At 68.2% G+C, this 24,714-nt stretch carries 21 protein-coding genes and 1 tRNA gene; 7 read left to right on the forward strand and 15 right to left on the reverse strand.

Annotated features, from left to right (window positions below; genetic code table 11):
• Positions 1-26 precede the first annotated feature (26 nt).
• Positions 27-1,616 (forward strand): c-type cytochrome, encoded by a 1,590-nt coding sequence (locus tag CQ039_RS13375; RefSeq protein WP_146112131.1) that lies wholly within the window; start codon positions 27-29, stop codon positions 1,614-1,616.
• On the opposite strand, the gene CQ039_RS13380 is transcribed toward CQ039_RS13375, so the two are convergent.
• From CQ039_RS13380 to CQ039_RS13400, 5 genes are read right to left on the reverse strand one after another with little or no spacing between them, the layout of a single operon-like run.
• Positions 1,617-2,582 carry a hypothetical protein gene (locus CQ039_RS13380; protein WP_105564380.1) on the reverse strand — a complete coding sequence of 322 codons (966 nt, stop codon included), beginning with the start codon at positions 2,580-2,582 and terminating at the stop codon, positions 1,617-1,619.
• Positions 2,579-3,703 (reverse strand): GNAT family N-acetyltransferase, encoded by a 1,125-nt coding sequence (locus tag CQ039_RS13385; RefSeq protein ID WP_105564379.1) that lies wholly within the window; start codon positions 3,701-3,703, stop codon positions 2,579-2,581. The genes CQ039_RS13380 and CQ039_RS13385 overlap by 4 nt, the downstream gene beginning before the upstream one ends.
• Positions 3,700-4,902 carry a hypothetical protein gene (locus CQ039_RS13390; RefSeq protein ID WP_105564378.1) on the reverse strand — a complete coding sequence of 401 codons (1,203 nt, stop codon included), beginning with the start codon at positions 4,900-4,902 and terminating at the stop codon, positions 3,700-3,702. Before CQ039_RS13390 ends, CQ039_RS13385 begins: the two co-directional genes overlap by 4 nt.
• The gene (locus CQ039_RS13395; RefSeq protein ID WP_105564377.1) at positions 4,899-5,771 is read right to left on the reverse strand and encodes a ThiF family adenylyltransferase; all 873 of its coding nucleotides are present in this window, start codon (positions 5,769-5,771) and stop codon (positions 4,899-4,901) included. The genes CQ039_RS13390 and CQ039_RS13395 overlap by 4 nt, the downstream gene beginning before the upstream one ends.
• On the reverse strand, positions 5,768-6,694 hold the full coding sequence (locus CQ039_RS13400; protein WP_105564376.1) for a hypothetical protein: 927 nt from the start codon (positions 6,692-6,694) through the stop codon (positions 5,768-5,770). Before CQ039_RS13400 ends, CQ039_RS13395 begins: the two co-directional genes overlap by 4 nt.
• Positions 6,695-6,865: 171 nt before the next feature.
• Here CQ039_RS13400 and CQ039_RS13405 point away from each other — a divergent pair, with 171 nt between their 5' ends.
• Positions 6,866-7,474 (forward strand): TetR/AcrR family transcriptional regulator, encoded by a 609-nt coding sequence (locus CQ039_RS13405; protein WP_105564375.1) that lies wholly within the window; start codon positions 6,866-6,868, stop codon positions 7,472-7,474.
• Positions 7,475-7,482: 8 nt separating this feature from the next.
• Here the strand turns inward: CQ039_RS13405 and CQ039_RS13410 are convergent, their stop codons facing one another.
• On the reverse strand, positions 7,483-8,097 hold the full coding sequence (locus CQ039_RS13410) for a class GN sortase (RefSeq protein WP_199183653.1): 615 nt from the start codon (positions 8,095-8,097) through the stop codon (positions 7,483-7,485).
• Positions 8,094-10,229 carry a marine proteobacterial sortase target protein gene (locus CQ039_RS13415; protein ID WP_105564374.1) on the reverse strand — a complete coding sequence of 712 codons (2,136 nt, stop codon included), beginning with the start codon at positions 10,227-10,229 and terminating at the stop codon, positions 8,094-8,096. The genes CQ039_RS13410 and CQ039_RS13415 overlap by 4 nt, the downstream gene beginning before the upstream one ends.
• Positions 10,230-10,396: 167 nt before the next feature.
• Between CQ039_RS13415 and CQ039_RS13420 the strand changes: the two genes are divergently transcribed.
• Positions 10,397-11,125 (forward strand): helix-turn-helix transcriptional regulator, encoded by a 729-nt coding sequence (locus tag CQ039_RS13420; protein ID WP_105564373.1) that lies wholly within the window; start codon positions 10,397-10,399, stop codon positions 11,123-11,125.
• Between the two features lie 12 nt (positions 11,126-11,137).
• Here CQ039_RS13420 and CQ039_RS13425 read toward each other — a convergent pair whose 3' ends face one another.
• Positions 11,138-12,838, reverse strand: coding sequence for a M1 family metallopeptidase (locus tag CQ039_RS13425; RefSeq protein WP_105564372.1), 1,701 nt, complete (start codon positions 12,836-12,838; stop codon positions 11,138-11,140).
• Positions 12,839-12,947: 109 nt separating this feature from the next.
• Positions 12,948-13,244, reverse strand: a complete 297-nt coding sequence (gene rpmB, locus CQ039_RS13430) for a 50S ribosomal protein L28 (RefSeq protein WP_105564371.1) — start codon at positions 13,242-13,244, stop codon at positions 12,948-12,950.
• A gap of 217 nt (positions 13,245-13,461) precedes the next feature.
• Between rpmB and CQ039_RS13435 the strand changes: the two genes are divergently transcribed.
• Positions 13,462-13,965: a DUF3617 family protein gene (locus tag CQ039_RS13435; protein WP_105564370.1), complete on the forward strand. Its 504-nt coding sequence runs from the start codon at positions 13,462-13,464 to the stop codon at positions 13,963-13,965.
• Positions 13,966-14,049: 84 nt separating this feature from the next.
• Here CQ039_RS13435 and CQ039_RS13440 read toward each other — a convergent pair whose 3' ends face one another.
• Together CQ039_RS13440 and fdxA are read right to left on the reverse strand one after the other, a co-directional pair.
• Positions 14,050-14,610 (reverse strand): CarD family transcriptional regulator, encoded by a 561-nt coding sequence (locus tag CQ039_RS13440; RefSeq protein ID WP_105564399.1) that lies wholly within the window; start codon positions 14,608-14,610, stop codon positions 14,050-14,052.
• 312 nt (positions 14,611-14,922) lie between these two features.
• Entirely contained in the window at positions 14,923-15,264 is a 342-nt protein-coding gene (fdxA, locus tag CQ039_RS13445; protein ID WP_105564369.1) for a ferredoxin FdxA, read from the reverse strand.
• 169 nt (positions 15,265-15,433) lie between these two features.
• Here fdxA and CQ039_RS13450 point away from each other — a divergent pair, with 169 nt between their 5' ends.
• On the forward strand, positions 15,434-16,057 hold the full coding sequence (locus tag CQ039_RS13450; protein ID WP_105564368.1) for a YceI family protein: 624 nt from the start codon (positions 15,434-15,436) through the stop codon (positions 16,055-16,057).
• 45 nt (positions 16,058-16,102) lie between these two features.
• Here the strand turns inward: CQ039_RS13450 and CQ039_RS13455 are convergent, their stop codons facing one another.
• Complete coding sequence (locus CQ039_RS13455; protein ID WP_105564367.1) at positions 16,103-16,393, reverse strand: RNA-binding S4 domain-containing protein; 291 nt, start codon at positions 16,391-16,393, stop codon at positions 16,103-16,105.
• Complete coding sequence (locus tag CQ039_RS13460) at positions 16,390-18,900, reverse strand: helicase-related protein (RefSeq protein ID WP_105564366.1); 2,511 nt, start codon at positions 18,898-18,900, stop codon at positions 16,390-16,392. The genes CQ039_RS13455 and CQ039_RS13460 overlap by 4 nt, the downstream gene beginning before the upstream one ends.
• A gap of 262 nt (positions 18,901-19,162) precedes the next feature.
• On the opposite strand from CQ039_RS13460, the gene CQ039_RS13465 reads away from it, so the two are divergent.
• Positions 19,163-19,239 (forward strand) — tRNA-Arg (locus CQ039_RS13465).
• An 84-nt stretch (positions 19,240-19,323) separates the two neighbouring features.
• Here the strand turns inward: CQ039_RS13465 and CQ039_RS13470 are convergent.
• Both CQ039_RS13470 and CQ039_RS13475 read right to left on the reverse strand, forming a co-directional pair.
• Positions 19,324-20,739, reverse strand: a complete 1,416-nt coding sequence (locus CQ039_RS13470; RefSeq protein ID WP_105564365.1) for an amidohydrolase family protein — start codon at positions 20,737-20,739, stop codon at positions 19,324-19,326.
• A 109-nt stretch (positions 20,740-20,848) separates the two neighbouring features.
• A complete protein-coding gene (locus tag CQ039_RS13475) occupies positions 20,849-23,098 on the reverse strand; it encodes a glycoside hydrolase family 88 protein (RefSeq protein ID WP_233190299.1) in 2,250 nt (749 codons plus the stop codon).
• A gap of 157 nt (positions 23,099-23,255) precedes the next feature.
• Here CQ039_RS13475 and CQ039_RS13480 point away from each other — a divergent pair, with 157 nt between their 5' ends.
• Positions 23,256-24,632 (forward strand): glycoside hydrolase family 28 protein, encoded by a 1,377-nt coding sequence (locus CQ039_RS13480; RefSeq protein ID WP_105564363.1) that lies wholly within the window; start codon positions 23,256-23,258, stop codon positions 24,630-24,632.
• Positions 24,633-24,714: the final 82 nt, after the last annotated feature.

Here is a 24,714-nt window from a genome sequence, read left to right on the forward strand (position 1 = left end):
CATGGGGGCTGTCCGGGTGCAGCGGGGTGGGACAGTCCGTCTGGGACATGGCGCGGGGGCATGTCGGGGCCGATGCGACCCTTCTCGAGACCCCTTTGCTGTCAGAGGAGGCGCGCGCGCGCGGGGCCTTGCTGTTCGCCTTTGGCGACTATGGCGGGCTCGACACCGACGCCATGCGGACCGTGGCCGTGCCGTGGAAGCTGACCGCAGCAGCCCTGGTCATGGCCCAGGCGCCGGAGGATGTTTCGCAGGCGTCGTTGCGGCGGATTTTGACCGGCTATGGCTTCCTGTATCCGACCGAGATCGCCAACTGGCCCGAAGGGGCGGGCGCGCCGCCGAAGCCCGAGGCCGTGCTGGGGGTCGCCCTGGGCGTGGGTCGACGTAGCCTGCCGCCGATCGAGCTGCAGATCGGCAATATCGGTTGCGCGGCCTGTCATGCGGCCCCGACCTATGGAGCGGACGGGCGTCCGGCGCCGGATCGGGTCTGGCTGGGCGCGCCTAATCCTTCGTTGGATCTGGAGGCCTATACTCAGGGGCTCTATGCGGCCCTGCAAGGCGGCGTGGCCGAGCCCGAACGTCTGATGGCGACCGTGCGTCGCCTCTACCCGGACATGACCGACCGGGAGGCGAAGACGCTGCAGTCCTTCGTCATGCCGCGTGTGCGTGAGCGGATGACGGCCATCGCGGCGACGGGGCAGGGGGTGTTGCCCTTCTCCAACGGCCTGCCGGGGATGACCAACGGGGTGGCGGCGCTGAAACTGCAGCACGGCCTGCTGGCGGATGATCCGGACGCCATGACGCGCGAGACGGGCTTTACCTCCATCCCCCACCTGGCCGATCGCGCCTGGCGCAGCGCCCTGCTGTGGGACGGCGCCTATGCCCCGCCCGGACACGAACGGTTTCGGGTCATGCAGGAGGCGGACCTGACGGACGCCCATCGCGATCAACTGGCGGCGATCACCGCCTATTTCACTGTCCCCAGCATGGGCGTGTCGGGGGCGCAGGCGCGGCGGCATGTTCCCGAGGTGGAGACGGCCTGGGCCTATCTGCAGACGGTGCGTCCCCAGCCCTTCCCAGGGCGGATCGACCCGGCGCGCGCCGTCGCGGGCCGGGACGTCTTTCAGCGCAGTTGCGCCGCGTGCCACGGAACCTATGCCGAGACGGCGCAAGGGCCGCGACTGATCCGTTTCCCCAACTGGGCGGGCCTGGTCGGCACGGACCGGACGCGGGCGGAGGCGATCACCGAGACCCTGGTTGCGCGGGTCAACGCTTCGCCGATGGGCGGCTCGATTTCGGCGGCGGCGACCGGCCTCTATGCCGCGCCGCCTCTGACGGGCCTGTGGCAAAGCGCGCCCTATCTGCACAATGGTTCGGTCCCCAGCCTGGCCGCCCTTCTGGGCTTGGAGGAGCGACCAGAGAGGTTCCGCGTCGGCGGCCACGCCATGGATCTGGAGCGTGTGGCGATCGCCTATCCGGACGGCTATCAGCCCTATGCGGGGTCCGTCTGGGTGGACACTCGCAAGCCTGGCTTGGGCGCTCGGGGCCACGAGACCCCGTTCGCCGACCTTAGCCGTGAAGACCGTCTGGCTCTGCTGGAATACCTGAAGCGTCTGTGATCAGGCGATAAGGTCGGCGACCGCCCGCCGCGCGGACGGAGGCAGGGCTTCGTCGGCGACCCGCCCGATGCGGAAGGCGGTGATCAGGCGGGCGCCGGGGGGCTGTCCGAACCGCGCCGCCAGAGCTGAGGCCGCCGCCTCGTCGTCGGCCAGGACCGTCATGGGCGCCGCCGACAAGCCCAGTCGCGTCATCTCCAGCCAGACGCGATGCCAACGACGGCCGGTGTCGAACGCGGCCTCGTCGGCGGGACGATAAAACAGGGCGACGGCTGCGCTGGAGTTGACCACGGCGGCCTCGCCGGTCAGGGCGCCCGCCAGACCCAGCCGATCCAGAAGCTCGAACAAGCCCGGCCTCAGCACGAGGCCCGCGCCGAGGGCTTCGACGCCTGACATCTCCATCGCTCGGGCGTTCAGTCCGTCGACGGACCAGCGAGGATGGCGCGGCGACAACCGCATCCAGGCCAGAAGTTCGGCGCGAAACCCGCTATGGCGAAAGGCCCTCAGACTGGCCCGATCATTGAGGCGCGCGATCTGGTCGATGTCGTCGCGGTTTCGCAGCACGGTCAGGTCGGGCGTGGCCTGGACCAGGGCGTCCAGAGCCGTCTCGGCGCGGTCGGACGTGAACCGGCCGCGATAGGTGCGACGCCGGGTGAGGAAGGGCGCGAGCGGGTCCGGCGCCGCTGTCTCGGTCACGGTCAGGCGGGCGATCTCGCAGTCTGCGGGGGCTGTCAGCGACATGGCCAGTCCGCGCAGACTGGCGGCGAGGATGAAGCCTTCGACCGCCGCGCCGTGGCTGGCGGCGACGTCGCGGCCGCTGGGGTCGCCGACCGGCAGAGTGCGGCCGGACGCCTGTATCGCCGCGACGGTGAAATCGTCGATGCGGCGCCAGGCGGTGGGCTGGATATTGTGGACGTTGGGCGACAGGGCGGCGTCGGCGACGACGGCGGTGAAGGTTTCAGGCCTCATGCCGCCGTTCCATCCAGCACCTTGCGGAACAGGTGGGTGCGATGCAGGCGCTCGCCGCCGATGCGCTCGAACTGACGCAGGCTGGCGCCGTTGACGTCGGCGATCCAGGTGCCGCCGCACTCGCGATAGCCGCGCTTCTGCAGGGCGCCGATGACGCGCCACAGCATGGCGGGATTGACGCCCTGGCCCTGGACCTCGGGCATGACCGAATAGAGGATCAACACCGCCCGACGCGGTCGAAACTGCATCTTGAGCCAGGCCCAAAGGGCACGCGGGCCGTAGGTTGCGCCGGCGTCGCGCACGAAGGGGTTGAGGTCGGGAATGCAGATGACCACCCCCATCGGCTGGCCCTTGTGGTGGATCACCGACGACAGGGCGGGGTCCAGAATCCACATCATTTCGCCGGCCTGGAACTCGAACTCTTCGGCGGTCAGGGGGACGAACATGGGGTTGGCGTCAAAGCCGCCGTTCAGGCACAGGCGCGCCTCTTCCATCCGCGGCTTGAAGCGGCGTCGGTCGATGGGGGCGAAGGTCCAGTCGTCGGACGCCAGAATGGCGCGCGCGCCGGGCGTCAGAAGCCGCTCGCGATCCACCTCGCCGGGCCGAAAGCGGAAGGTCGACATGGGGAACTCGGGGGCATAGCCCATGGCCTCCAGCCGACCGGCCAGATAGGGCGGCGACCAGACCATGTCGGTGAAGGGGGCGTGCTCGAACCCCTCGGTCACCAGGCCGATCTGCTGCATGGCGGTCAGGTTGAAGGGGCCGGCGATCTCGGTGTCGCCGTGGCGGCGGGCGAAATCTTCGACGCCGTCGAACAGCAGACGCAGGGCCTCGGGGTCGTCGGCGGCGTCCAGGAAGCCGAAATAGCTCCGCGACAGGCCGTGGCGCTCGTTTGACGCCGGGTGCCGATGCGCTGTGGCCCGCGCCACCGGCTGACCGTCGCGCAGCACGACCAGGGCCTCGAGGTCGCCGCCGCCTTTCAGCAGCGGGTTCTTTTTCGGGTCCAGATAGCGCTGCAGGTCCGAACGCATCGGCGAGACGTAGGGCGTGTCCTTCGGATAGACGACGAAGGGCGTGCGGAAGAAGGCGTCGAAGTCGCCCCGGACCAGGGTCAGGCTCATACAGGGTCTCCGGCGGGGCGGGCGGCGACCAGGGCCGCCATCTTCTGGAACAGGGTCATGGCCCGCTCATCCTCCTCGGTGCGGGTCGAACCGCCCAGGGCGATCAGGGCGATGCGCAAGGGGGCGGCGCTGATCAGGACGGCGTGGGTCGAGGCGTGGCGTCGCAGCAGATCGCGCAGTTGCTCATGGCCGTCACGTTCCGCCTCGGAGGGCGCGTGGCCCAGACGGGTCAGGTCCATCACGACGTCATCCGCGAAGGCGACGCGCAGCAGAGCGGGGTCATAGGCAGACAGGTCCGCGCCCTCGGCCAGCACCAGGCCCTGCAGGGGCGCGGCGCGCGACGCGGTGTCGATGAAGCGCCCCAGGTCGTCCGTATCCGCCGTCGCCAGGGTCTGCTCGAACAGACGGCGTTGCTGGTCGCCGCCGCCGGATTGCAGGCGCAGCAGGACCGAAAGGGCCAGGAGGGCGGAGACGATGACCGCCAGCACGCCCTCGACCTCCAGCAGGGAACCGGGTGGGCTAAGGCTGAGGAGGGCGCCGGCGAGCAGGACGGAGGTTACGGCGGCCAGGGCCAATTCCTTGAGGGCGTCGATCCAGCGGCGCGGGGCGCTGGCTCCGGCGGCGGCGGCATAGGCCAGTCCCAGCATGCCGAGAGCGCTGAGGCCGAAGGGCGAGACCAGGCCGAAGTCCGTCAGCGCCAGCAGGCCCGTCGCCAGCAGGGCGCGGCCATAGGAATCCAGAGCCGCGTTCTCCATCGGGGCCAGGCTGGAGCGGTCGCGGAACAGGATCAGGCCGAGCACCAGGGCCAGGGCCAGAGGCACATAGAGGGCCAGGTTGAAGGCGCGCTCCAGTCCCGATCCGGCCAGGACAGCCGCGATCACGCCCAGCACGGTCCCCCCCGCGACGACCAGCTTGATCGGCAGGGGGGCGTGGCGCCGCAGCAGGTTCTCGGCCAGCAGGAGCGCGCCCAGCGGCAGGGCGCAGGCCAGGATCAGGCTGGCCAGGCCGAAGCCTTCGACGCCGGTCGCCTTGGCCAGTGCGCGGCAGGCGTAGAACAGCCCCGCCAGGCCGAAGACCAGCATCAGCACGTTCTGGACCGTGGTGCGGCCCTTGCGGCCAGCCAGCACCAGGGCCACGGCCAGCGCCCCCAGGGCGCCGAAGCCGTCGACCAGCATCTGAATGTCGGCGGCGGCGGTCATGCCAGCAGACGCTGCATCATCCGGCGCACCAGCCAGCCCTTGGCCCAGGCGAGGGGGGCGGACAGGGGGCGCTCGACCCGCGCCTCACGCACGTTGAGGAACCAGCCGCGACAGTCGGTGCGCGTGCGCCGTCCCATGATCAGGGCCAGGGCCTCGCCCGCCATCAAGGCCCCGGCGGTGACCACCATCGGGGCGAAACTCATGCGCTTGCGTTTGCCGGCCGCCATGTCGGCGGCGGCCTGTAGGTCGACATGGGCATGGGACGAGGAATGGGTCAGGACCCACTCGATCTCTTTCAGGAAGGCGTCGCCGGCCTGATCGGGCGTGATTTCGCGCCACGGCGTGCCGCGCGTGGGATAGCCCAGCCGGTCTTCGGGACGAGGATCGTCCGGCCGCACCAGGATGACCGAGGGCAGGGGGGAGGCGTAGGCGTCGATGACGCTGGCCCCGCAGCGCCGGGCCACGCGATACAGTTCGACCGTCGCCGCCACGTCGTCGCAGCCGTTGACGATCACCGGATAGTCGCGCGCCAGGGTCTCCAGTTGATCGGTCCATTCGGCGCCCAGAACCGTCAGTTGCAGGTTCGGATTGATCTTCAGCAGGGCCTCGGCCGTGACCTCGGCCTTGGGGCGGTCCACCGTGTCGGTGAAGGCGAAGACCTGGCGGTTCAGGTTGGAGACCTCGAACGTGTCCAGATCGGCGATGGCGATGCGGCCGACTCCGGCGCGGACCAGCATCTGCACGCAGGCGCCGCCCATGCCGCCGACGCCGGCGACGAAGACGGCGCTGTTCTTCAGCCGAGCCTGTTCCTGTTCGCTGATGAAGCCCAGGTTGCGGGTGGTCATCTCGGCATAGAAGTCGTCGGTCATCGGGCCTCTTTCCAGGGTCTGAGGACGCCCCAGGGGCGACTGGCCGAAAGCCAGTAGATCAGGGGCAGGACCGCCATCCGCGCCGCCATGATGACGACCAGACCGCCCAGCCCCATGGCCGTCGTCGGCGGGGCGACCTTGCGCAGATAGCGTCCGGCGGCGGCCATATCGATGCGGCCGATCTGGATCAGGTCGTCGCCCCGGCCATAGTCCAACTGGTCGCGACAGAAGGCGTTGTAGGCCTCCATGCGGTGCGGCGCGGCCTGCGCGAAGGTCTTCTTCAGGGCGTCGGAGCCGCCGGTGTAGGCGTTTGTGATGACGAAGCGCGCCTCGTCGAAACCGGCCTCGGGGCCGACGCCGAAGGCCGCCCTGTGTCGGGCCATGATCTGTCGCGCCAGGGTCAGGTGATCGAAGCTGCGGCGCACGCCGGGGCGCGGCGAGGGGAAGACGTCGGAAAAGGTCTCGGCCGCCATGCCGACGACGGCGGGCACCTGGCTGACGTTGGAAATCCACAGGGGCCGCCCTTGCCCGGCCAGGAACATCAGGACGCAGGTCAGGCCGTAGAGGGTGGCCGACATGCCGCGCCCCCGGAACGAGGGGTCGACCATGACCAGGCCCAGATGCATGACCTGGGTCGCACGGCCTTCCAACTCCACGTCCAGCAGCGACAGGACGTTGAAGGCGACGGGACGGGCGGCCGCGCCCTTGCCCTGATAGACCACGGTCACGACACAGTTCCTCAGCCGCTCGGCGTCGCCGCCCAGCACGCCATAGGTCAGTGCGGCCTGATCCAGCGTCGTCGCGGCCACCGTCCGCAGGTCGGCCGTCAGGGCATCGACCTCCGGCCCCGACAAGGCCAGGCCAGGGCGCTCGACGATGTGCGTCGTCAAATCCCGACCCGAGCGCCAATGAAGATTGATCATGCCACCGTCATTCGAGGGACGACCCGCGCGTGTCCGCCGAGCTTACAGGAGAGCGCGCTCTGGGGCGCGTCAAGGCGAAGCAGCATAGCTGGAAATGAACGTCGATCAATAAGATGCGAAAACGGATGTTTCTTCAGCTTTCCCAAAGCGGGATTCTGCTATGCACGAACGATGGGCAGACGTTCGGATCATACGCGGCAAGAGCTGGAGCACCTGTTTGTGGTCGAGGGCCACAAGCATATGGCCGAGGTGGGGTTCGCACGCTTTTCCGCGCGGGAGGTGGCCAAGCGGATCGGCTATTCGATCGGCACCCTTTACAATGTTTTCGGCACCCTGGATCAGTTGCTGATCGCCATCAACACGCGGACCTTCCAACTGTGGGCCGAGGATGTCCGGCAGGCGCTGGAGCGGAGCGGGCCGGATCGCATCCGCTGTCTTGTTGAGGCCTATTTCGGCTTCGCGCGCGCAAATCCTCACAGTTGGACGGCTATATACGAACATCACCTGCCGGCGGATCTGGTCCTGTCCGACGAACAGAACCTGCTGCGGGGCGGGCTGACCCAGATCATCGTGGACGAGGTGGTCGCCGTCCTGCCGCCCAAAGCGCAGGCCGACGCGCCGCGTCTGGCCCGTTCGCTGATCGCGGTGGTTCACGGGCACTGCGTCTATGATCTGAACGGCAGCTTCGCCCTGATGGGCATTGCGCAGCCGATGGAACTGGCGCTGGAACGGGTGCGCGAGAGTCTGACCCATGCGGGCGCGTCGCTGACGTCGGACTAGCGTCGCCGTCATCCCCGCAGGTCGGCCTGTGCGACGGCGACGTAACGCCAGGGGCCGCGCGTGCTGGCGTCAAAAGGCCAGCAGGTGCTTAGAACCAGGGTCGGGGCGACGGCGTGGGGGGCGACGGCGAACCGGTCGTTGCGGACCACATAGCCGCCCTGCATGCGAAATGAGGCGCGCCCGCCGTCGACGGTTTCGACGATCACCACATCGCCCGGCCTGAGGTCCTGCATGAAGCGGAAGTGGGTATCGCGATGGGCGGCGACGACGGCGGTTCCGTTCCGGCCAAGGGGGGCGCTGCCGGGGACAAGGGTCGGTCCGAAGGCCAAGGCCTCGCCCGAACCGCCGGACAGGACGATCTCGGAAACCTTCAATCGCGGCACGCTGATGCGCGCGACCGGCACGGTGTCGGCCCAGGGCCAGGCCTTGACCGGAGCGCCGGTCGACCGCGCGGTCGTGAAGGCTCGCTCCAGAAGCACCTGGGCCAGGAGCGCCTTGGCGGGAATGATGGCGCCCTGACCGGCCAGGCACAGGCCGGCGATCGACAGGGCCATGAAGCCGGCGGTCGGGAGGGCGCGCCAGCGGCGCCCTCCCTTGGCGGCGGTGGGAGGGGGCGGTCTCACGACCTCGCCCGCCGACGGCGCAGGATCATCAGTCCCAGTCCGCCGATCAGCGCCAGCCCCAGACCGCTCCACATGGAGAGAGCCCACGCGGTCGCCGTTTGCGGCAGGTCGAAGGGGACGCTGGGATCGTCGGTTTCGGCTTCGCTCGACCGATCACCGTCCGGCGCGGGGGCGCCGAATATGCGGTCGAAATCCCAGCCCGCCGGCAGGTTCAACGGCAGTTCCTCCTCGGTCAGGCGTGCGCCTTGGGGCCGCGAGGGTGTTCGATCAACGGCGACCAGGCTGGTCTCCCGAGTCACGATCGAGAAGTCGAGACCCAGTTGGGCGATGGTCTGGGCGGCCTCCTCGGCGCTGATCTGATCCAGACGCTGACCGACCTCGGCGTCGGTGATGCGGCGCCGGGCCCAGAGCTTGGCGACGCCCACGCCTTCCACGGCCTGGTTGAGATTCAGGCGGCGGCTCCAGGGACGTCCGTCCAGCATGCCGGAGACGGTGATCGATCCCCGCAGGTTCGAGGCGCGGGCCAGGAGAATCAGCGGCTCGCCTTCGTAGAGATCGGGCAGATCGGCGGGGGCGAACTGGGCGTCGCCGCCGTGGGTGACCACCCGAAGGTCGGTCAGGACCGGGCGGGTCAGGCGATCCAGCAGCGCCGACATGCGGACGATGACCTCGCGGGTGTCGCCGATGTGGGTGTAGGTCCCGCGCCCGACCTCGGCCATCCGGTTCATCAGGAAGGTGTTGGGCGCGCTGCCGATGCCGACCATGAAGACGCGGCTGCGGCCACGGTTCGAGCCGAGCGCGGCGAGCATCTGGTCTTCATTGCTGATCGAGCCGTCGGTCAGAAAGATCACCTGGCGCACACGCCCGGCGTCTTCGGGCGTGTCGTCCACCAGGGCGGCCCTCAACGCCGGCAGCATCTCAGTGCCGCCGCTGGCCTCGAGCTGATCGGCGTAGCGCAAGGCCAGGGCGACCTGGTCGCGCGTCGCCAGGACGGGCTTGTCGAACAGTTCGGTCATGCTGTCGTCAAAGCGAATGACGTTGAAGCGGTCGGCAGGGGAGAGGCTGCGCAGGGCCAGCTTCAGGCTCTCCTTGGCCTGACGCATGGAGTCGCCGGACATCGATCCGCTGTTGTCGATGACGAAGACCAGTTCGCGCACCGGCGGGGTGCTGCGACGGTTGCTCTCCGGCGGTGAAATCAGCGCCATCAGATAGTCGTCGGCCCGCACGCGTTGCCGGAACAGCTCGACGCCAGGAGCGGTTTCGGCGGAACGCCACCTCAGCTCGAAGTCGCGATTGGACGGCGCCGACCCGTCCTCGAGGGTGATGGTCCGCGTCGATCCTGGGCCATCGGCGACCTGGATCGCATGATAGGGGCTGACGATGCCGGTCGGGGCGAAGCCGGGGTTGAGACGCACAGTGATGGAAACCGGATTGACGTCGGCATGGCGTCGCGGGTCCAGCACCGGGGCGCGGGTTGCGGCGGCGTCGGCCGCCGACGTGCCGGGCGGGGCGTAACGCGGCCCGACGACCAGCGGCAGCCGGAAGCCGTACTCGCCCGAAATGCGACGCACCGGGGCCTGGTATTCGATCTCGATCAGGACGGTTTCGCCTGGCCCGATGTTGGCGACCCGGTTGGTGAACATATTGGGGCGCTGCTGCTCGACCAGGCCGGCGGCGCGACCTTCGGCCTTGGCCTGTTCATAGATTTCGCGCGCGGCGGCGCGGCGGTTGATCTCCCCGATGATCACCCTCTGGCCGACAACCATCTTCAGGCTGTCGACGGCGCCGTCTTCGGGCAGGGGATAGAGATAGGTGGCCTCGACCCAGTCGCGGCTGGTGTTGCGGAAGGCCTGGACGACTTTGACGCGCGCGGTCAGGCCGGTGACGGTCACGTCCATGTCCGTGCCCAACTGCACCGCGGAGGGCGTGGCCCCGTCTCTGGCCCGCAACAGCAGGGAGCCGGAGGTGATCTCGTCGTCCGGCGCGAGCTGTCGCGCTTGGGCGAGCGAGGCGAAGCTGAACATCATCACCGACAGGACGACGGCTGACAGCCCGGCGATCAGGGCGGCGCGACCTCGGCGGCGCCGGGAGGGATGGCCAGGGCGGGGCCTGGCGGCGGGGGACGGGATCATGGGAATGCTCCTTGATGGAGCCTTTTCACTAGGCAGTCGGCGGTGCGGACAGCCACGCGAAATCGAGGCAAATCTCCGCCGTGGTCCGCACGCGCGGGCGCGCTCTGGCCTTCAATTGACGTCATGTGCGGAAATGTGCGTATTTTGGCGTCAATCAGGGGAGAGTCATGGACGACGCCGAAGCGCAGATGATCGCCCGCCGGGTTCGCGAAGAACTGGCGCGACGGCGGCTGTCCCGTCAGGCGCTGGCGGATATGGCCCGGGTCAGCATCTCAACGCTGGAGAAAGCGCTGTCGGGCCGCCGCGCCTTCACCCTGGCCACCGTGGTACGGCTTGAACAGGCTCTGGGCGTCCCGCTGCAGAAGGCCTCGACGCCCTCGGTTGATCCGCTGGCTTCTTCGCCCGACAGCTTGGGGGCATATTCGCAGAATGCTGTGCGTTGGCTGGAGGGGCGCTATCTGACGCTGAGGCCGTCGTTCGGAACGCCGGGCGACATCTACGCCTATGCAACGATCATCCAGTGGGATGCGGGGCAGGGCTGTCTGATGTTTTCGGAGTCCGAGCGCCTGGACAGTTCGTTCTCGCAGACCGGCAAGGTGTCGCTGCCCCATCTGTCCGGCCATATCTACCTGGTGACCAATGTGGAGGGGCAGTATCGTCTGGCCGTGCTGGGCCGCCCCACGATCCAGGGCGCCCTCTACGGCATCCTGACGACCCTGATGGTCGGCCACGGGTCGCAATTGATCCCCGCCGCCGCGCCCTTCGTGCTGCTGCGTCTGAAGACGGAGGCCGGGATCGCGTTCGGCCGCGTCACGCCCGAGCATTCGGACTATGCCCGATATCGTGCGGAGCTGGACCTGGTCACAGCCGATGGGTTCGCGCATTTCCCCAAGTGATCGAAGCTGCGATCAGGAGGCCGGGGCTGACTGCGACGCCTTCCAGGCTTCGAGGTATTCGAGGCGGCGCAGCACCTTGGAACCAGGGTCCAGCAGGACGTGGGCCGAGGCAGGGGCGGTGAAGCTGGCGCGGCCGTTGGTCATGGGCAGGGTGCGGGTCTGGCCGTCCACCTCGACCTCGACGGGCAGGGGGAAGGGGCGGCCGTCGCCGGTCTTCCATTCCAGACTGACGCGCTCGCCGTCGCGGGTCATGACCAGGTCGGGCAGGGCGGCCTGATAGAGGTAGGCGTCGAAGAACCAGCCCAGGTCGCGGCCGGTCACGTCGTTGACGATGGCGATGAACTCCGGCGTCGTGGCGTAGCGGGGTGCGAAGTTGCCGGGTTTGGGGTCGGGGCGACCGTAGACCAGGCGGCGAAGGCTTTCATAGAAGGCGTCGTCGCCGATGTAGAGGCGCAGCGTATGGGCGATCAGGGCACCCTTGTAATAGAGGTCCAGCCCCGGCCCGGTCTCGCCGTTATAGACGGTTCCGGCGTCCTGAGGCTTGCCCGAGACGACGGGGAAGCGGTTGGACAGCGTCAACCGCATGGTCTGCAGTTCGGACTGCATGGCGCGCTCGCCGTTCAGCCAGCGGGCGTAGAGGGGCTGCATATAGGTGCCGAAACCCTCGTGCAGCCACATGTCGTCCCAGTCGGCGTTGGTCAGCTGATTGCCGAACCATTCGTGGGCCAGTTCGTGCTGCAGCAGCCAGTCGTAGCCCTTGCCGTCCAGCTTGTAGCCGTTGCCGTAGGCGTTGATGGTCTGGTGCTCCATGCCCAGGTGCGGGGTCTCGACCACGCCCATCTTCTCGTCGGCGAAGGGGAAGGGACCGATGGTCGCCTCATAGAAGTCGAGCTGCAGAGGGAACTCGGCGAACAGGGCGGCGGCCTTGGCCGGGGCGTCCGAGGCCAGATGCCAGAAGCGCAGGGGAATCACATTGCCGAATCGACTGGGGTATTCGGCGCTCATCTCGACGAAGGGGCCGACGTTCAGGCTGATGGCGTAGGTGTCGGGCTGGCGCGCGGTCCAGTTCCAGGTCGTCGTGCCGTCGCCGTTGTCGGTCTTGCCGAGAAAGCGGCCGTTGGCGGGGGCGGACAGGGCGGACGGGACGGTGATGTGCAGGTCCACCCGGTCCGGCTCGCCCTGGGGGTGGTCGACGCAGGGCCAGAACAGGTCGCAGCCCTCGCCCTGCACCGCGCTGGCGATCCACGGTTGGCCGTCCGGCGCCTTGGCCCAGACGAAGCCGCCGTCCCAGGGCGCGCGCTGGGCCTGATGCGGGCGGCCGGAATAGGCGATGCGGACCGAGGCCGTTTGGTCGGGCGTCAGGGCGCTGGGCAGGGGGATGGTCAGGCGGCCGTCCGGGTTGGACCAGCCGGTGACGGCCTGGCCGTCCACGGTGATGGAGGCGATGGCGAACAGGGTGTCCAGTTCGACCACGACAGCGCTAGCCGGGGCCGTGGCGGTGAAGTTGAGAACAGCGACGCCCTCGATCGACTGGGACTCGGGCAGCAGTTTGAACGACAGGTCGGCCTTGTCGAAGCGCAGGGCCAGTTGTTCGGGCGTGCGCGCTGTGCCGCTGGACAGGGTGAAGGCGCTCGAATCGCGGACCGCTTCCTGGGCCAGTGCGGGCGCCGACAGCAGGGCGGTGGTCAGGCAGAGGGCGGTGATCAGGCGCAAGGCGGCGGCTCCGGCAGAGGTCGGGGGACCGTAGCCTCCGCCGGCAAGCGCGCAAAGAAAAAGGCCGGCGTTTCCACCGGCCTCTTCAAATCGTGTCAGACGGCGCTGATTAAGCGGCGGTCTGCTCAGCCAGCTTGGCCTTGACCTGGCGCTTGATGCGCAGGGCGGCGACCGACAGCTTTTCGTCGCGAGCCTTGACGATGAAGGCGTCCAGGCCGCCCTTGTAGTCGAGGGTGCGCAGGGCGGCGTTCGAGATCCGCAGCGAGAAGGTTTGGCCCAGCGACTCGGAAGCCACCTTGACCGTCTTCAGCGACGGCAGGAAGCGGCGCTTGGTCTTGATGTTCGAGTGGCTCACATTGTGGCCGACCATCGGGCCGATACCCGTGAGTTCGCAACGACGCGACATCTTAAGATCCTCAAGGTCACATCCGCGAGACGTGTGCGGACGCATGAAACAGGTGCACGCAGCGGGCGGACCCCTGCGAGAGAGGGGGCCGTATAGAGGAATGACTCGGAGGCCGTCAAGGCTGGAGTCGAGTCAGGCTGGGGATTGAAGCGAGGATGACCGCCGGGGATCGTCATCGTTCAGCCCGCGTTCAACGACCTGCTATAGAGAGGATCGCATGAAGACCTATCGGAAGCTGCTTACCATGAAGACGCTGCCTGTTTCGTTCGCCCGCATTCTGGCTGTGGCCGCCCCCGTCGTGGCGGGCGCCGTCATGCTGGGCGCGCCGGCCGCCGCGCCCCAGGCCCAAACGGCGGCGCCGACCCAGCCGGTCCTGCCCGGATACTGGGAATACACCACCAGCGCCCTGGGCAGCCGCGACACCGAGCAGAAGTGCGTCCGCCCCAGCGAGATCAACCGCTTCTTCGGCGGCCTGTCGACCAACCGCTGGAAATGCACCTATCCGACACGTCAGGTCGGCGACGGCCGCGCCCGCTTCGAAGGAAGCTGTCAGGACAAGAAGGGCCGTCGGGTCAATGTGCGCCTGAATGGAACCTATCAGGCCGAGAGCTTCACCTTTAACGGCGGCGCGCAACTGATGCGCGGCACCCCCTATATCCCGGCCAGCATCACCGCGCGCCGTCTGGCCGCCCAGTGCCCGGCGGGGGCGGAGTATTTCTGAGGCTGAACGCCGGTGATGCGTCGCCCATAGAAAAAGGCCCGGCGTTTCCGCCGGGCCTTTGTCGTATCCGTCTGTCGCCGCGGATCAGGCGGCTTCGGCCTCGGCCTCGGCGGCGGCCAGTTCGGCGGCGGTCGGGACCGGCTTCTTGGCGCTCAGCGACTTGGCGAGAAGGGCGACGGCGGCGTCCTTGTCGATGCGGTTGGCGGCGGCGACTTCACGGGCCATGCGGTCCAGGGCCGATTCATAGAGCTGACGCTCCGAATAGGACTGTTCCGGCTGGGTGTCGGCGCGGTGCAGGTCGCGAACCACCTCGGCGATCGAGATCAGGTCGCCCGAGTTGATCTTGGCTTCGTATTCCTGGGCGCGACGCGACCACATGGTGCGCTTGACGCGGGCGCGGCCCTTGAGGGTCGTCAGGGCCTTGGTGACGGTGTCGTCGGCGGCCAGGGTGCGCAGACCAGCGGTCTTGGCCTTCTTGGTCGGGACGCGCAGGGTCATTTTTTCATGGTCGAAGGTCACGACATAGACCTCCAGCGACATGCCGGCGACTTCCTGAGTCTCGATGGCGGCCACCTTGCCGACGCCGTGCGCGGGATAGACCACCGCATCGCCAACCTTGAATTCCAGACCGGTCTTGCTCGTCATGTCATTCCTTTCCCGGAACAGGGGCCAGGCGAGGCGCTGAGCGTAGCTGATGGGCGAAAACAACCCCGCCGCCGGAAACTGGTTCCGTCGGTTGGGCGGTCAGGTCACACATCAGAAGCGAAAGCGGATCACCGAACCTCTGGCCGACCCCGTCTGTTCGGCGGGGGACTGTCGCAAACGCGGGCGGCGCGCATGACTGCGGAACCGCCCGTTTCGAATAGGGAGGAACCTATCATAAAATTAGGAAATCTCAAAACATCCACAGGACGACTGAGAGGTTCCGGCACTTTGTGACCGGATTGTGTTCAGGTCTTAGGAGCCCTTGCCGGGCTTGGTGCTGAAGTATTTCTCGAACTTGCCGGTCTCGCGTTCATACTGCTCGCGGTCGGCGGGGGGCGTGCCCTTCACGGTGATGTTGGGCCAGGTCTTGGCGTATTCGGCGTTGACCTGAAGCCACTTGCCGTCCGGCTCGTCCTCGGTGTCGGGGACGATGGCGTCGACGGGGCATTCCGGCTCGCAGACGCCGCAGTCGATGCACTCGTCAGGGGCGATGACCAGGAAGTTCTCGCCCTCGTAGAAGCAGTCCACCGGGCAGACCTCGACACAGTCCATGAACTTACATTTCACGCAGGCGTCGGTGACGATGTAGGTCATGGCGGTCGGGCGGGCTCTCTGGCGCAATCAGGGTCGAGGGCGGGCAAATGGCCCCGTCGGAACCAACTGTCAACCGAGGGCGCTGTCGCGATAGCGCCGCCTCGGCTTGACGGGGGGGCTTCAATCCGTATCTGATTGGATTACAGATTAGCTCTGAAAGGACGTCTTCATGCGTTTCGCTCCTCGCACCGCTCTCGTCGGCGCCCTCGCGTTCAGCCTGCTGGCGGGCGGCGCGGTGGTCGCTCAGTCGGCCATGACTCGCGTCCCCGCCGAGGTCCAGGCGGGCGCCTACAAGCTGGATGCCAGCCACGGCAAGATCACCTGGTCGGTCGATCATCTGGGCTTTTCGAAATATTATGGCCAGTTCGTCAATGTCTCGGCCGAGTTGACGCTGGACCCCGCCAATCCGTCGGCTTCAACCCTGACGGCAAGCATTCCCCTGACCGACGTGGCCCCGAACGATGACGGGTTGAAACGCCACCTGCAGACGGCGGACTTCTTTGACAGCGCCAACCACCCGGTCGCCACCTTCCGCTCGGTCCACATCATGATCGACCCGAGCGAGCCGAACGAGGCTGTCGTGCACGGCGAACTGACCCTGCGTGGCGTGACCAAGCCTGTGACGATGGAGGTCGAGTTCAACCAGGCTGGTCAGACGCGCGGCGGCTACAAGGCTGGTTTCGACGGCGAGGCCACCATCAAGCGTTCGGATTTCGGCATCACCTACGCCCTGCCGGGTGTATCGGACGAGGTGGAGTTGCATATCGAAGGCGAGTTCGTGAAGCAGGGCTGAGGCACGTCTTTTGGGCTAACGCGCGTCGCGCGGCTTGAGCCCCGTTCAGTCCAATAGAAGGTAAAGGGCGCGGGCTTCCTCGGGAGGGCCGCGCCTTTCGCCTAGATGGAGCACGCGCACGGCGACCAGCCTTCCCCCTTGCGCGAACAGGATGTCGTCGCCGGGGTGGACGCTGCGGCTGGGCTTGTCGAGGCGGGTCTGGACGCCTCGGTGGGTCAGGCGGATGGCGCCGCGCTCGACCATATCGGCGGCCAGGCTGCGGGTTTTGGCGAAGCGGGCGCGCCATAGCCACAGGTCGATGCGGCAGCTTTGCGCAGCCTCGGGAGCGGGCTTCACGCGGAGGCGGCCTTGCGCCTCGGGCGGCGCTTGCGGCGCGGGGGCGCGGGCGGCTGGGTCAACTGGGCCAGGGCGGCGAAGGGCGAATCCTTGGGCGGCGGCGCGGGCTTTCCGGGACGTGTGGCCTTGTCGGCGCGGGGCAGGCGCAGCGCGGCCTGAACCTGTTTCGCCTGTTCAGTGGTCCAGCCCAGTTCGCTCAGGGCCTCTTCCGGCAGGCCCGACTTGGGGGGCGCCTTGCCCGCCGCGCGCGACAGGTCGGCGAAGCGTTCCAGCGCCTCGACCGGGGCGGTCCATGAGCCGACCGCGCGGCGACCGAAGGCGGAAAGCGCACGCGGCGATGGCGTGGGCGAGGGCGAGGGCAGCAGGGCCTCGCCGTCGGGACGGAAAGGCTCGACGACAAAGGCCTGGGCCAGCAGCCGGGCGCGGGGCTTGAGCGCGCCGGGCAGCCAGACGGAGTGGGCGCCGATGCGGATGGCGAAGGTCTTGACCGTGCGCCGCTCGTGCTGGCTCAGCGCGGCCAGATCACGCTCGATCTCGGCGCGCGGAATGACGCCGCCCGCCTCGATCAGGCGGAAGGCCAGGCCGCGCGGCAGGCCGGTCAGGGCCCCGCTGTCCACCGCCTGACGCAGACGGCGCAAATCGCGAAGGGCGCGCCCGGCCTCGGACGCCAGCCAGGCCTCGATGCGTCGTTGCGCCCGCTCGCGCGCCGGGACCGGGCCGAGGTCGCCCAGCAGCCGCACGCGCGGGGCAAAGGGATCATCGTTGATGATCCGGGCCGTCAAAGCGCCCTTCCACAGGACGTCGCCGCCGCCCGAACGCGGATTGGGAATGAGGCTGAAGGCGGCATCGGCTTCGGCCGCCAGCTTGCCGAGACGCCGCGCGATCTCCGGCCCCACGGCGCGGGTCGCGGCCTGTCGCAGCGCCCGATCGGCCAGGGCCGAGCCGCCCGCGTCGGGGGTGAAATGGACCCCCTCCAGATGGCCGACCACCTCGCCCTCGACCGTCACCTCACCGTCGTCGGCGACGCCTGCGATGGTGTCAGATCGCACGTTCAGCGCACGCATCAGGGCGGTGGTGCGCCGGTCGACAAAGCGCGCCGTCAGCCGTTCGTGCAGGACGTCGGACAGCCGCTCCTCCAGCGCCTTGGTCTTGTCACGCCAGCCCTGGGCCTGATCCATCCAGTCGGGGCGGTTGGCGATATAGGCCAGGGTCCGCACCCCCGAGAGACGCGCTGACAGCTGGTCGATCTGGCCGTCGTCGCGGTCCAGATCATTGAAGCGCGGGGCGACCCAGTCCTCGGTCAGACGCCCGCGACGGCTGGTCAGGGCGGTGAAGATCTCCTTCGACAGGCGGGCGTGTTCGTCCAGCGTCGTCTTCTGGAAATCCGGCAGTTGGCAGGTCTCCCACAGCCGCATCAGGGCGCCGCGAGAACGGGCGACCTTCTTGACGTCGTCGTCGGCGGCGAAGCGGCGCAGCAGGGTCTCGTCCAGAGCCTGGGCGGTCAGCCGCAGGCCGAAGCGGTTGGGCGACACGGTCAGCGAGCGCAGCAGGTCGGGCAGGGTGTCGAAGTCCAGCCGCCCGTGGCGCCACTCGGCGGCCTCGACCGGATCGAAGCGGTGGCTGACCACCTGTTCGAGGATGTCCTCGTCCAGCTCATCGGCCTCGCCGGTGACGCCAAAGGTGCCGTCGCGCAGGTGGCGGCCGGCGCGCCCGGCGATCTGGCCGATCTCGGGCGCGTGCAGCCAGCGGGTGCGGGTGCCGTCGAACTTCCTCAGGCCGGCAAAGGCGACATGGTCGACATCCATGTTCAGCCCCATGCCGATGGCGTCGGTGGCGACCAGGAAGTCCACCTCGCCCGACTGGAACAGCTCGACCTGGGCGTTGCGCGTGCGGGGGCTGAGGCTGCCCATGACCACGGCGGCCCCGCCGCGTTGGCGGCGCAGCAGCTCGGCGATGGCGTAGACCTGCTCGGTCGAGAAGGCGACGACGGCGCTGCGGCGCGGCAGGCGGGTCAGCTTCTTGGACCCGGCATAGGACAGGGTGGACAGGCGCTCGCGCGTGATGATCTCGGCGTCAGGGACCAGGGCGCGGATCAGCGGGGCCATGGTCCCGGCCCCCAGGAACATGGTCTCGAACCGACCGCGCGCGTGCAGCAGGCGCTGGGTGAAGACGTGGCCGCGTTCCGGGTCGGCGACCAGCTGGATTTCATCGACGGCCAGGAACTCGACCTGACGCTCCAGCGGCATGGCCTCGACGGTGCAGACGAAATAGGCCGGGCGCGGCGGGACGATCTTCTCCTCGCCGGTGATCAGGGCGACGGCGGCGGCCCCGCGCTGCTTGACGATCCGCTCATAGATCTCGCGCGCCAGGAGGCGCAGCGGCAGGCCGATCATGCCCGAGGCGTGACCGAGCATCCGCTCGACCGCCAGATGGGTCTTGCCGGTGTTGGTGGGCCCCAGGATCGCCGTAACGCGCGATGGGGCCAGACCTGCGGAACGATCACTCATGTCGGGTTCAAGGTGGAGAAGGGGGGCGGGTTTCTCAAGCGAAACCGCTGAAGGGCGCCAATAATGAACAGATGCTTTCCGGCGCCTGGAACGGGCACGAAACGAATCATGACCGAATCAGCGACACGGCCCGATTCAGGATTTGTTCCCTACAAGATATTGTAGCTTAACGAGGATTAATCGCTAGGAGTTTCTTGCCGGGTGGATAAGTCGGGGGCGACGTCTTTCCCTGATCGCCGCGAGCCGCTAGGGACGACGCAACGGCCCCGTAGCTCAGCTGCATAGAGCAAGGCTTTCCTAAAGCCGAGGTCGGGGGTTGGAGTCCCTCCGGGGTCGCCATGATGCATCTGTCGAAGCCGCTGCACGGTCTTCGGGGATTCAGGCGACGTGGTCAGATGCCAGGGCGAGCGCTAGGCGCACGGGTCAGGGCGCGGCCGACACCACGCCTTCCACGCGGGCGCCGTCGGCGATGACGGCGACGATGCGGCGGCTGTTCTCGATCTTCAGCAGGGGATTGTCGGCCAGCAGCAGGATGTCGGCGCGATAGCCCGGCGCCAGGCGGCCGACCTGATCCTGGCGGTCCAGGAAGGCGGCGCCGCCGAGGGTGGCGGCCTGCAGGGCCTGAGCGGGGCTGAGGCCCGCGCGCACCATCCAGGACAGTTCCTCGTGCGCCGCGTAGCCGGGGAAGACGAAGGGATTGCCGACATCCGTGCCCAGGGCGATGGGAACGCCCGCCGCCGCCGCCCGCTTCAGATTGTCTGCGGCCTTGGCCAGGTAGCCGAGCGCCGTCGTTTCGTCCTCGGCCGCGGCGGCGAGGAAGGGCGGAGCCGTCAGGCTTTCGACCGCCGAGGGCTCCACGCCGGCCAGGGCGTAGGGGTCCGTCTCGCGTTGGCCCCGCGCCCAGGTGAGGATGCCGTCATAAAGGGCGAAGGTCGTAACCAGGGTCATCTTCTGTTCGGCCATGCGCCGCACCAGATCGTCCGGCAAGCGATCGGTCGGCCCATGCATGACGCCGTCGACCCCCGCGTCGAGCGCGATGCGCACATGCTCCGAAGTGCTGATATGGGCGAAGACCCGCAGCGACCGGGCGTGGGCGGCGGAGACAAGCCGGCGGATCTGGGCGTCGCTCAGACGGGGCTTGGGATACCAGGGCGGCGGGCCGTCTTCGATGACGATCTTGATGGCGTCCACGCCCGCCGCCTTCTTGGCGTCCATCAACCGATCGATGTCGGCGTCGGGGGTCAGCATGGTGACGCCCAGGGCTTCCAGCACGGCGGGGGGCGTATCCGCCGGCATGTTGAAGATGGTCGAGATCGGGTGGCTGCCCGGCGCGGTGATGAGGGAGCCGGCGCCCTGGAGGTCGGGGCATTGACCCGCCGTTGTTCGACAATGCTCCCGCAGCGGTGAAAACTCGGCGTCATTGGCCCCGGTCGCGCCAGGAATGAAGAGGCTGGTGACGCCGTAGCGTAGGAATTGCCGCAAGGCGCGAGCGCGGGTCGTCTCATCGCTCGGCAAGACGCCGCCTTCGCCAAGGTGGGCGTGAACGTCGATCAACCCGGCCATCGCGAAGCGCCCCGAGGCGTCGATGCGCGTCGCGCCCTCGGGCGGTCGGGCGGCGCCTGCGGGGGTGATGGCCGCGATCCTCCCCGCCAGGATCAGGATGTCCTGCGGCGACGACGTCGAGCCGGCGGCGGGGTCGATGAGGGCGGCGCCAGCGATGAACAGGGCGGGGCGTGCAGTATCCTGCGTCTGCCCGGCCCAGGCGGTCGGCGCTGAACAGGTCAGAGCGCAGGCCGCGACACGTCCTGCGACGGCCAGGGTTGTGAATGGGTTCGCCATGAAAGCCTCCTCGCCCGGATGCCCAACGCACGAAATCACATTTCGTTGTTAGCTTGAACCGAGAGGGCTTTCCTGGGCCCGAAGCCGGCGCTTCGGGCCCAGGCGGCGGCTAGAATTGGAAGGTCTGGCCGACGGTGTAGCTTTCCCAGGCTTCGCGAGTCTTGAAGTCCAGGCCGCCGTCCCAGGCGGAGCCCATGTAGTAGGTGAAGGGCTGGCCCGGCGTGACCCGCACTAGGATCAGATAGTTGTCGGCGTCCTCGGCGAAGCCCTCGACCAGGGCCGGGTCGATGGCGATGGCGATGCCGATGGAGCCGTGCTCGGGGTTGGCGGGCTCCCAGAACATCAGGCGGCCGTTGGCGGCGTCGCGGGTGACGGCGCCGGCCCCGGCGGCGTTGCGGCGCTTGGAGATGCCGATGCCGACGATCAGGGGCTCGGTGGTGTCCGAGTTCAGGGTCGAGGTCATGCGGGTGAAGTTGGAGCCCAGCGGCAGGGAGAAGTCGCGCGTCTCCCAGACCTTGCGAGCCACATCGACGGGCCAGGGGCGGTAGTCGACGCTGAAGCGGGCCTCGTCGCCGCCGGTTTCCTCGATGCGGTAGGTCGAGAAGTTGCGGCTGGTCCACAGCTTGTTCTCGAACCAGATCCCCAGACCGCCCGAGCCGCGACCACGCCCGACGTCGTAGTAGTCCAGGCCCTCGCCGCGATCGACGTGGTAGTTGGGGAAGCGCAGTTGGCGGTCCATGTAGGGATAGCGCACGCGCTTGGCCCAGACATCGACGCCAGAGCCCGAGGGCGCTTCGCGCGCCTCCAGCGCCGGGCCGTAGATGCGGTGAGCGACGCGGTCGTTCTCCCACAGCAGATCGTCCAGACGGTCGGGCGCGAAGCGGACTACGGCCCGAGGCTGCTGCTGATCGGCGGGCGGCGGGGTCAGCCGTTCGACCTCGGCGGGGCGGCCCAGGACGGTAGGGTCATAGGAGAGGGCGCGGGTGGCGTGCATCTCCTCGGCGCGACGCTTGATCTCGGCCTCGCCGACGACGGTGACAGGGGCGGGGGGCGTCGGGGTGGTGGCGGCGATGACGGCGGGCGTGTCGCGCGCGGGCTCGGCCAGGGGCAGGCTTTTCTGTGCGCCGTTCAGGTCGGCGATCTCAAGGCCGGCCATCAGATAGGTTCCGGTGGTGTAGAGGCCGACCTCGTTGGGATCGGTCGCCACGGGCATATCGCCGGTCTTCTGCGTCGCGCCGACCAGGCCGTTGGGCAGGACGTGGCGGTTCAGGGCGGCCCAGCCCTTGAGCGCGGCGGGCTCATAGACGGCGCGGTCCAGCAGGCCGTGGTTGATGCCCCAGGCCATGGCGTAGACGTAGAAGACCGAACCCGAGGTCTCGGCCTGAGGATAGAGGTCGGGGGCCAAGAGGCTGGCGCGCCACAGGCCGTCGTCCTGTTGCAGTTCGCGGATGCGCCCGGCCATGGCCTGGAAGATGTCCACGTAGTCCTGACGGCCTTCGAAGTCGGCGGGCATGGCCTCCAGGGTGCGGGCCAGGCCGCCCATGACCCAGCCGTTGGCGCGAGACCAGTAGATGGGCTGGCCGTTGGCTTCCTTGCGGCCCTCGAAGCGCTGGTCGCGCAGGAAGAGGCGCTGTTCGGGCACCCACAGGCGGTCGATGGTGCGGCGGAACTCCTTGTCCATGGCGCGGATGTATTTGGGATCGCCGGTCACCGCCGACATGCGCGCCAGCACCGGCGGCGCCATGTAGAGGGCGTCGGCCCACCACCAGATCGAAGCCTCGCTCTCGGTCGTGCGGTTCAGGTGCGGGACCATGTAGTCCAGCCGCTGGCGCAGCGGCATCAGCACCCCGTCCTGACCCCGGCGCGAATAGAGCTCGAGGTAGAGGTCGCCGATCGTCTGGTCGTCGGCGTTCAGCATGGTCGGGCCGGAACGGGCACCGCGCAGACTGTAGTTATAGTGCTCGGCCACCGCCGTCAGGAAGCGCAGGGTCTCGGGATCGTCGGACACGCGGGCCAGTCGCGCCGCGCCGATATAGAAGGTGGCGGCGACCCAGTTGGACGACATCTGCGTCAGGTTGCTGCCGGTGGACAGGGCGAGCGGACGCTGCGCCATGTCCTTGATCTGGGACGAGGCGACATATTCGACCGCCGCCATGGTCTGTTCGCGCGAGGGGCGGGCGTCGGCGCGGAAGTTCAGGTCGGGGCGCGGCTTGGCGGTGAGCCATTCGGCCTCGACGCCCGGGTTGGACTGCGGCGTCCAGGCTTGACCCGCCGCCGACTGGGCGAGCGCTGGAGAGGTCAGGACGGTGCTGCCCAGCAGGATGGCGGCAATCGTCGGCACGGCGCGGCGTAGCGTCACAGGCGTTCTCTCCGGTACGAACCCCGTTAGGTTTGGGGTTTCACTATTTGCTCTTCCATACCATAAAATGGTGACTGAGCAGCGCAAGCCGGAATGACACCGGTGAACCGCGACAAGACGCCGTCGTTCAAGGCGGCCAGTATATTGAGGAACGCCCATGCATCGCCGCTCCCTGCTGCAACTCGGCCTGACTGGGGCCATCGCCACCGCTGCGCCGCCCGCCTTCGCCCAGACGACGGGGCGGATGTTCGACGCGGCTGACTTTGGCGCGGTCGGCGACGGCGAGACTATCAACACCCGCCCGATCCTGGCCGCCATCGACGCGGCGGCGGGCGCGGGCGGCGGGACGGTGGTGTTGAAGCCCGGCGTCTATCTGTCAGGTTCGCTGTTCGTGAAGTCGAACGTCACCCTGTTGATCGGGCGCGGCGCGACGATCAAGGGGCTGCGCGACATCGCCGCCTATCCCATGGTCCGCACCCGCGTCGCCGGGATCGAGATGGAGTGGCCGGCGGGCCTGCTGAACATCTATCGCGAGAAGAACGCCAAGATCACCGGCGAGGGTCTGGTGGACGGCGACGGCAAGGTCTTCTGGGACAGCTATTGGGCCATGCGCCGCGACTATGACCCCAAGGACCTGCGCTGGGCCGCCGACTATGACTGCCGCCGCCCGCGCCTGATTCATGTCTATGACTCCGAGGCGGTCGAGGTGTCGGGGCTGAACCTGGCGCGGTCGGGCTTCTGGACCGTCCATGTCTGCTATTCGCGCGATGTGAAGGTGTCGGATCTGATCATCCGCAACAACCTGGGCGGACGCGGCCCCTCGACCGACGGCGTCGATATCGACTCCTCTGAGCGGGTGCTGGTCGAGCGCTGCGACATCGCGGTCAACGACGACGCCCTGTGCATCAAGGCCGGGCGCGACTGGGACGGGCTGCGGGTGGCGCGGCCCTGTCGCCAGGTGAAGATCCGGGACTGTGTGGTGCGCGACGCCCACGCCGGCATGACCTTCGGCAGCGAGACCTCGGGCGGGTTCGAGGATATCGAGGTGTCGGGCCTGAGGATCGAGTACCCTGTGCCTCTGGGCATCTTCTTCAAGTCTGGCCACACGCGCGGCGGGGTCATCAACAACATCGCCCTGAAGAACATCCACCTGCAGGACGTGGCGACCCTGTTCCGGGTCAATCTGAACTGGTACCCGAACTATTCCTACGCTCAGATCCCGGCGGGGATCACCGACATTCCCGACTACTGGCGCGCCCTGGCGACCCCGGTGCCGCGCGAGCAGGGCATCCCTCGCATTCGCGACGTGCGCCTGTCGGACATCAAGGCGGTGGGCGGCAAGATCGGCTTTGAAGCCGCCGCCTATGAGGAGGCGCCGTTGCGCGACTTCACCTTCGACCGGCTGGACTGGGACGTGCGCGAGGCGGGCAGCATCGCCAATGCTGACAACTGGCGCTTCAGCGACTGCAAGATCGACACCCTGGACGGCACGGGACCGAAGGTCACGGCGTCGCGCGGGGTGGTCGGGCTGTAAGGGGCGACATCGCGTCAGAAACTCATCGCCCCGGCGCCTCAGGCGTCGGGGCTTTTTACTGCCTGACAGGACAAAAAAAGGC

The organism is Brevundimonas sp. MYb52, from assembly GCF_002979535.1.
Classification (GTDB): domain Bacteria; phylum Pseudomonadota; class Alphaproteobacteria; order Caulobacterales; family Caulobacteraceae; genus Brevundimonas.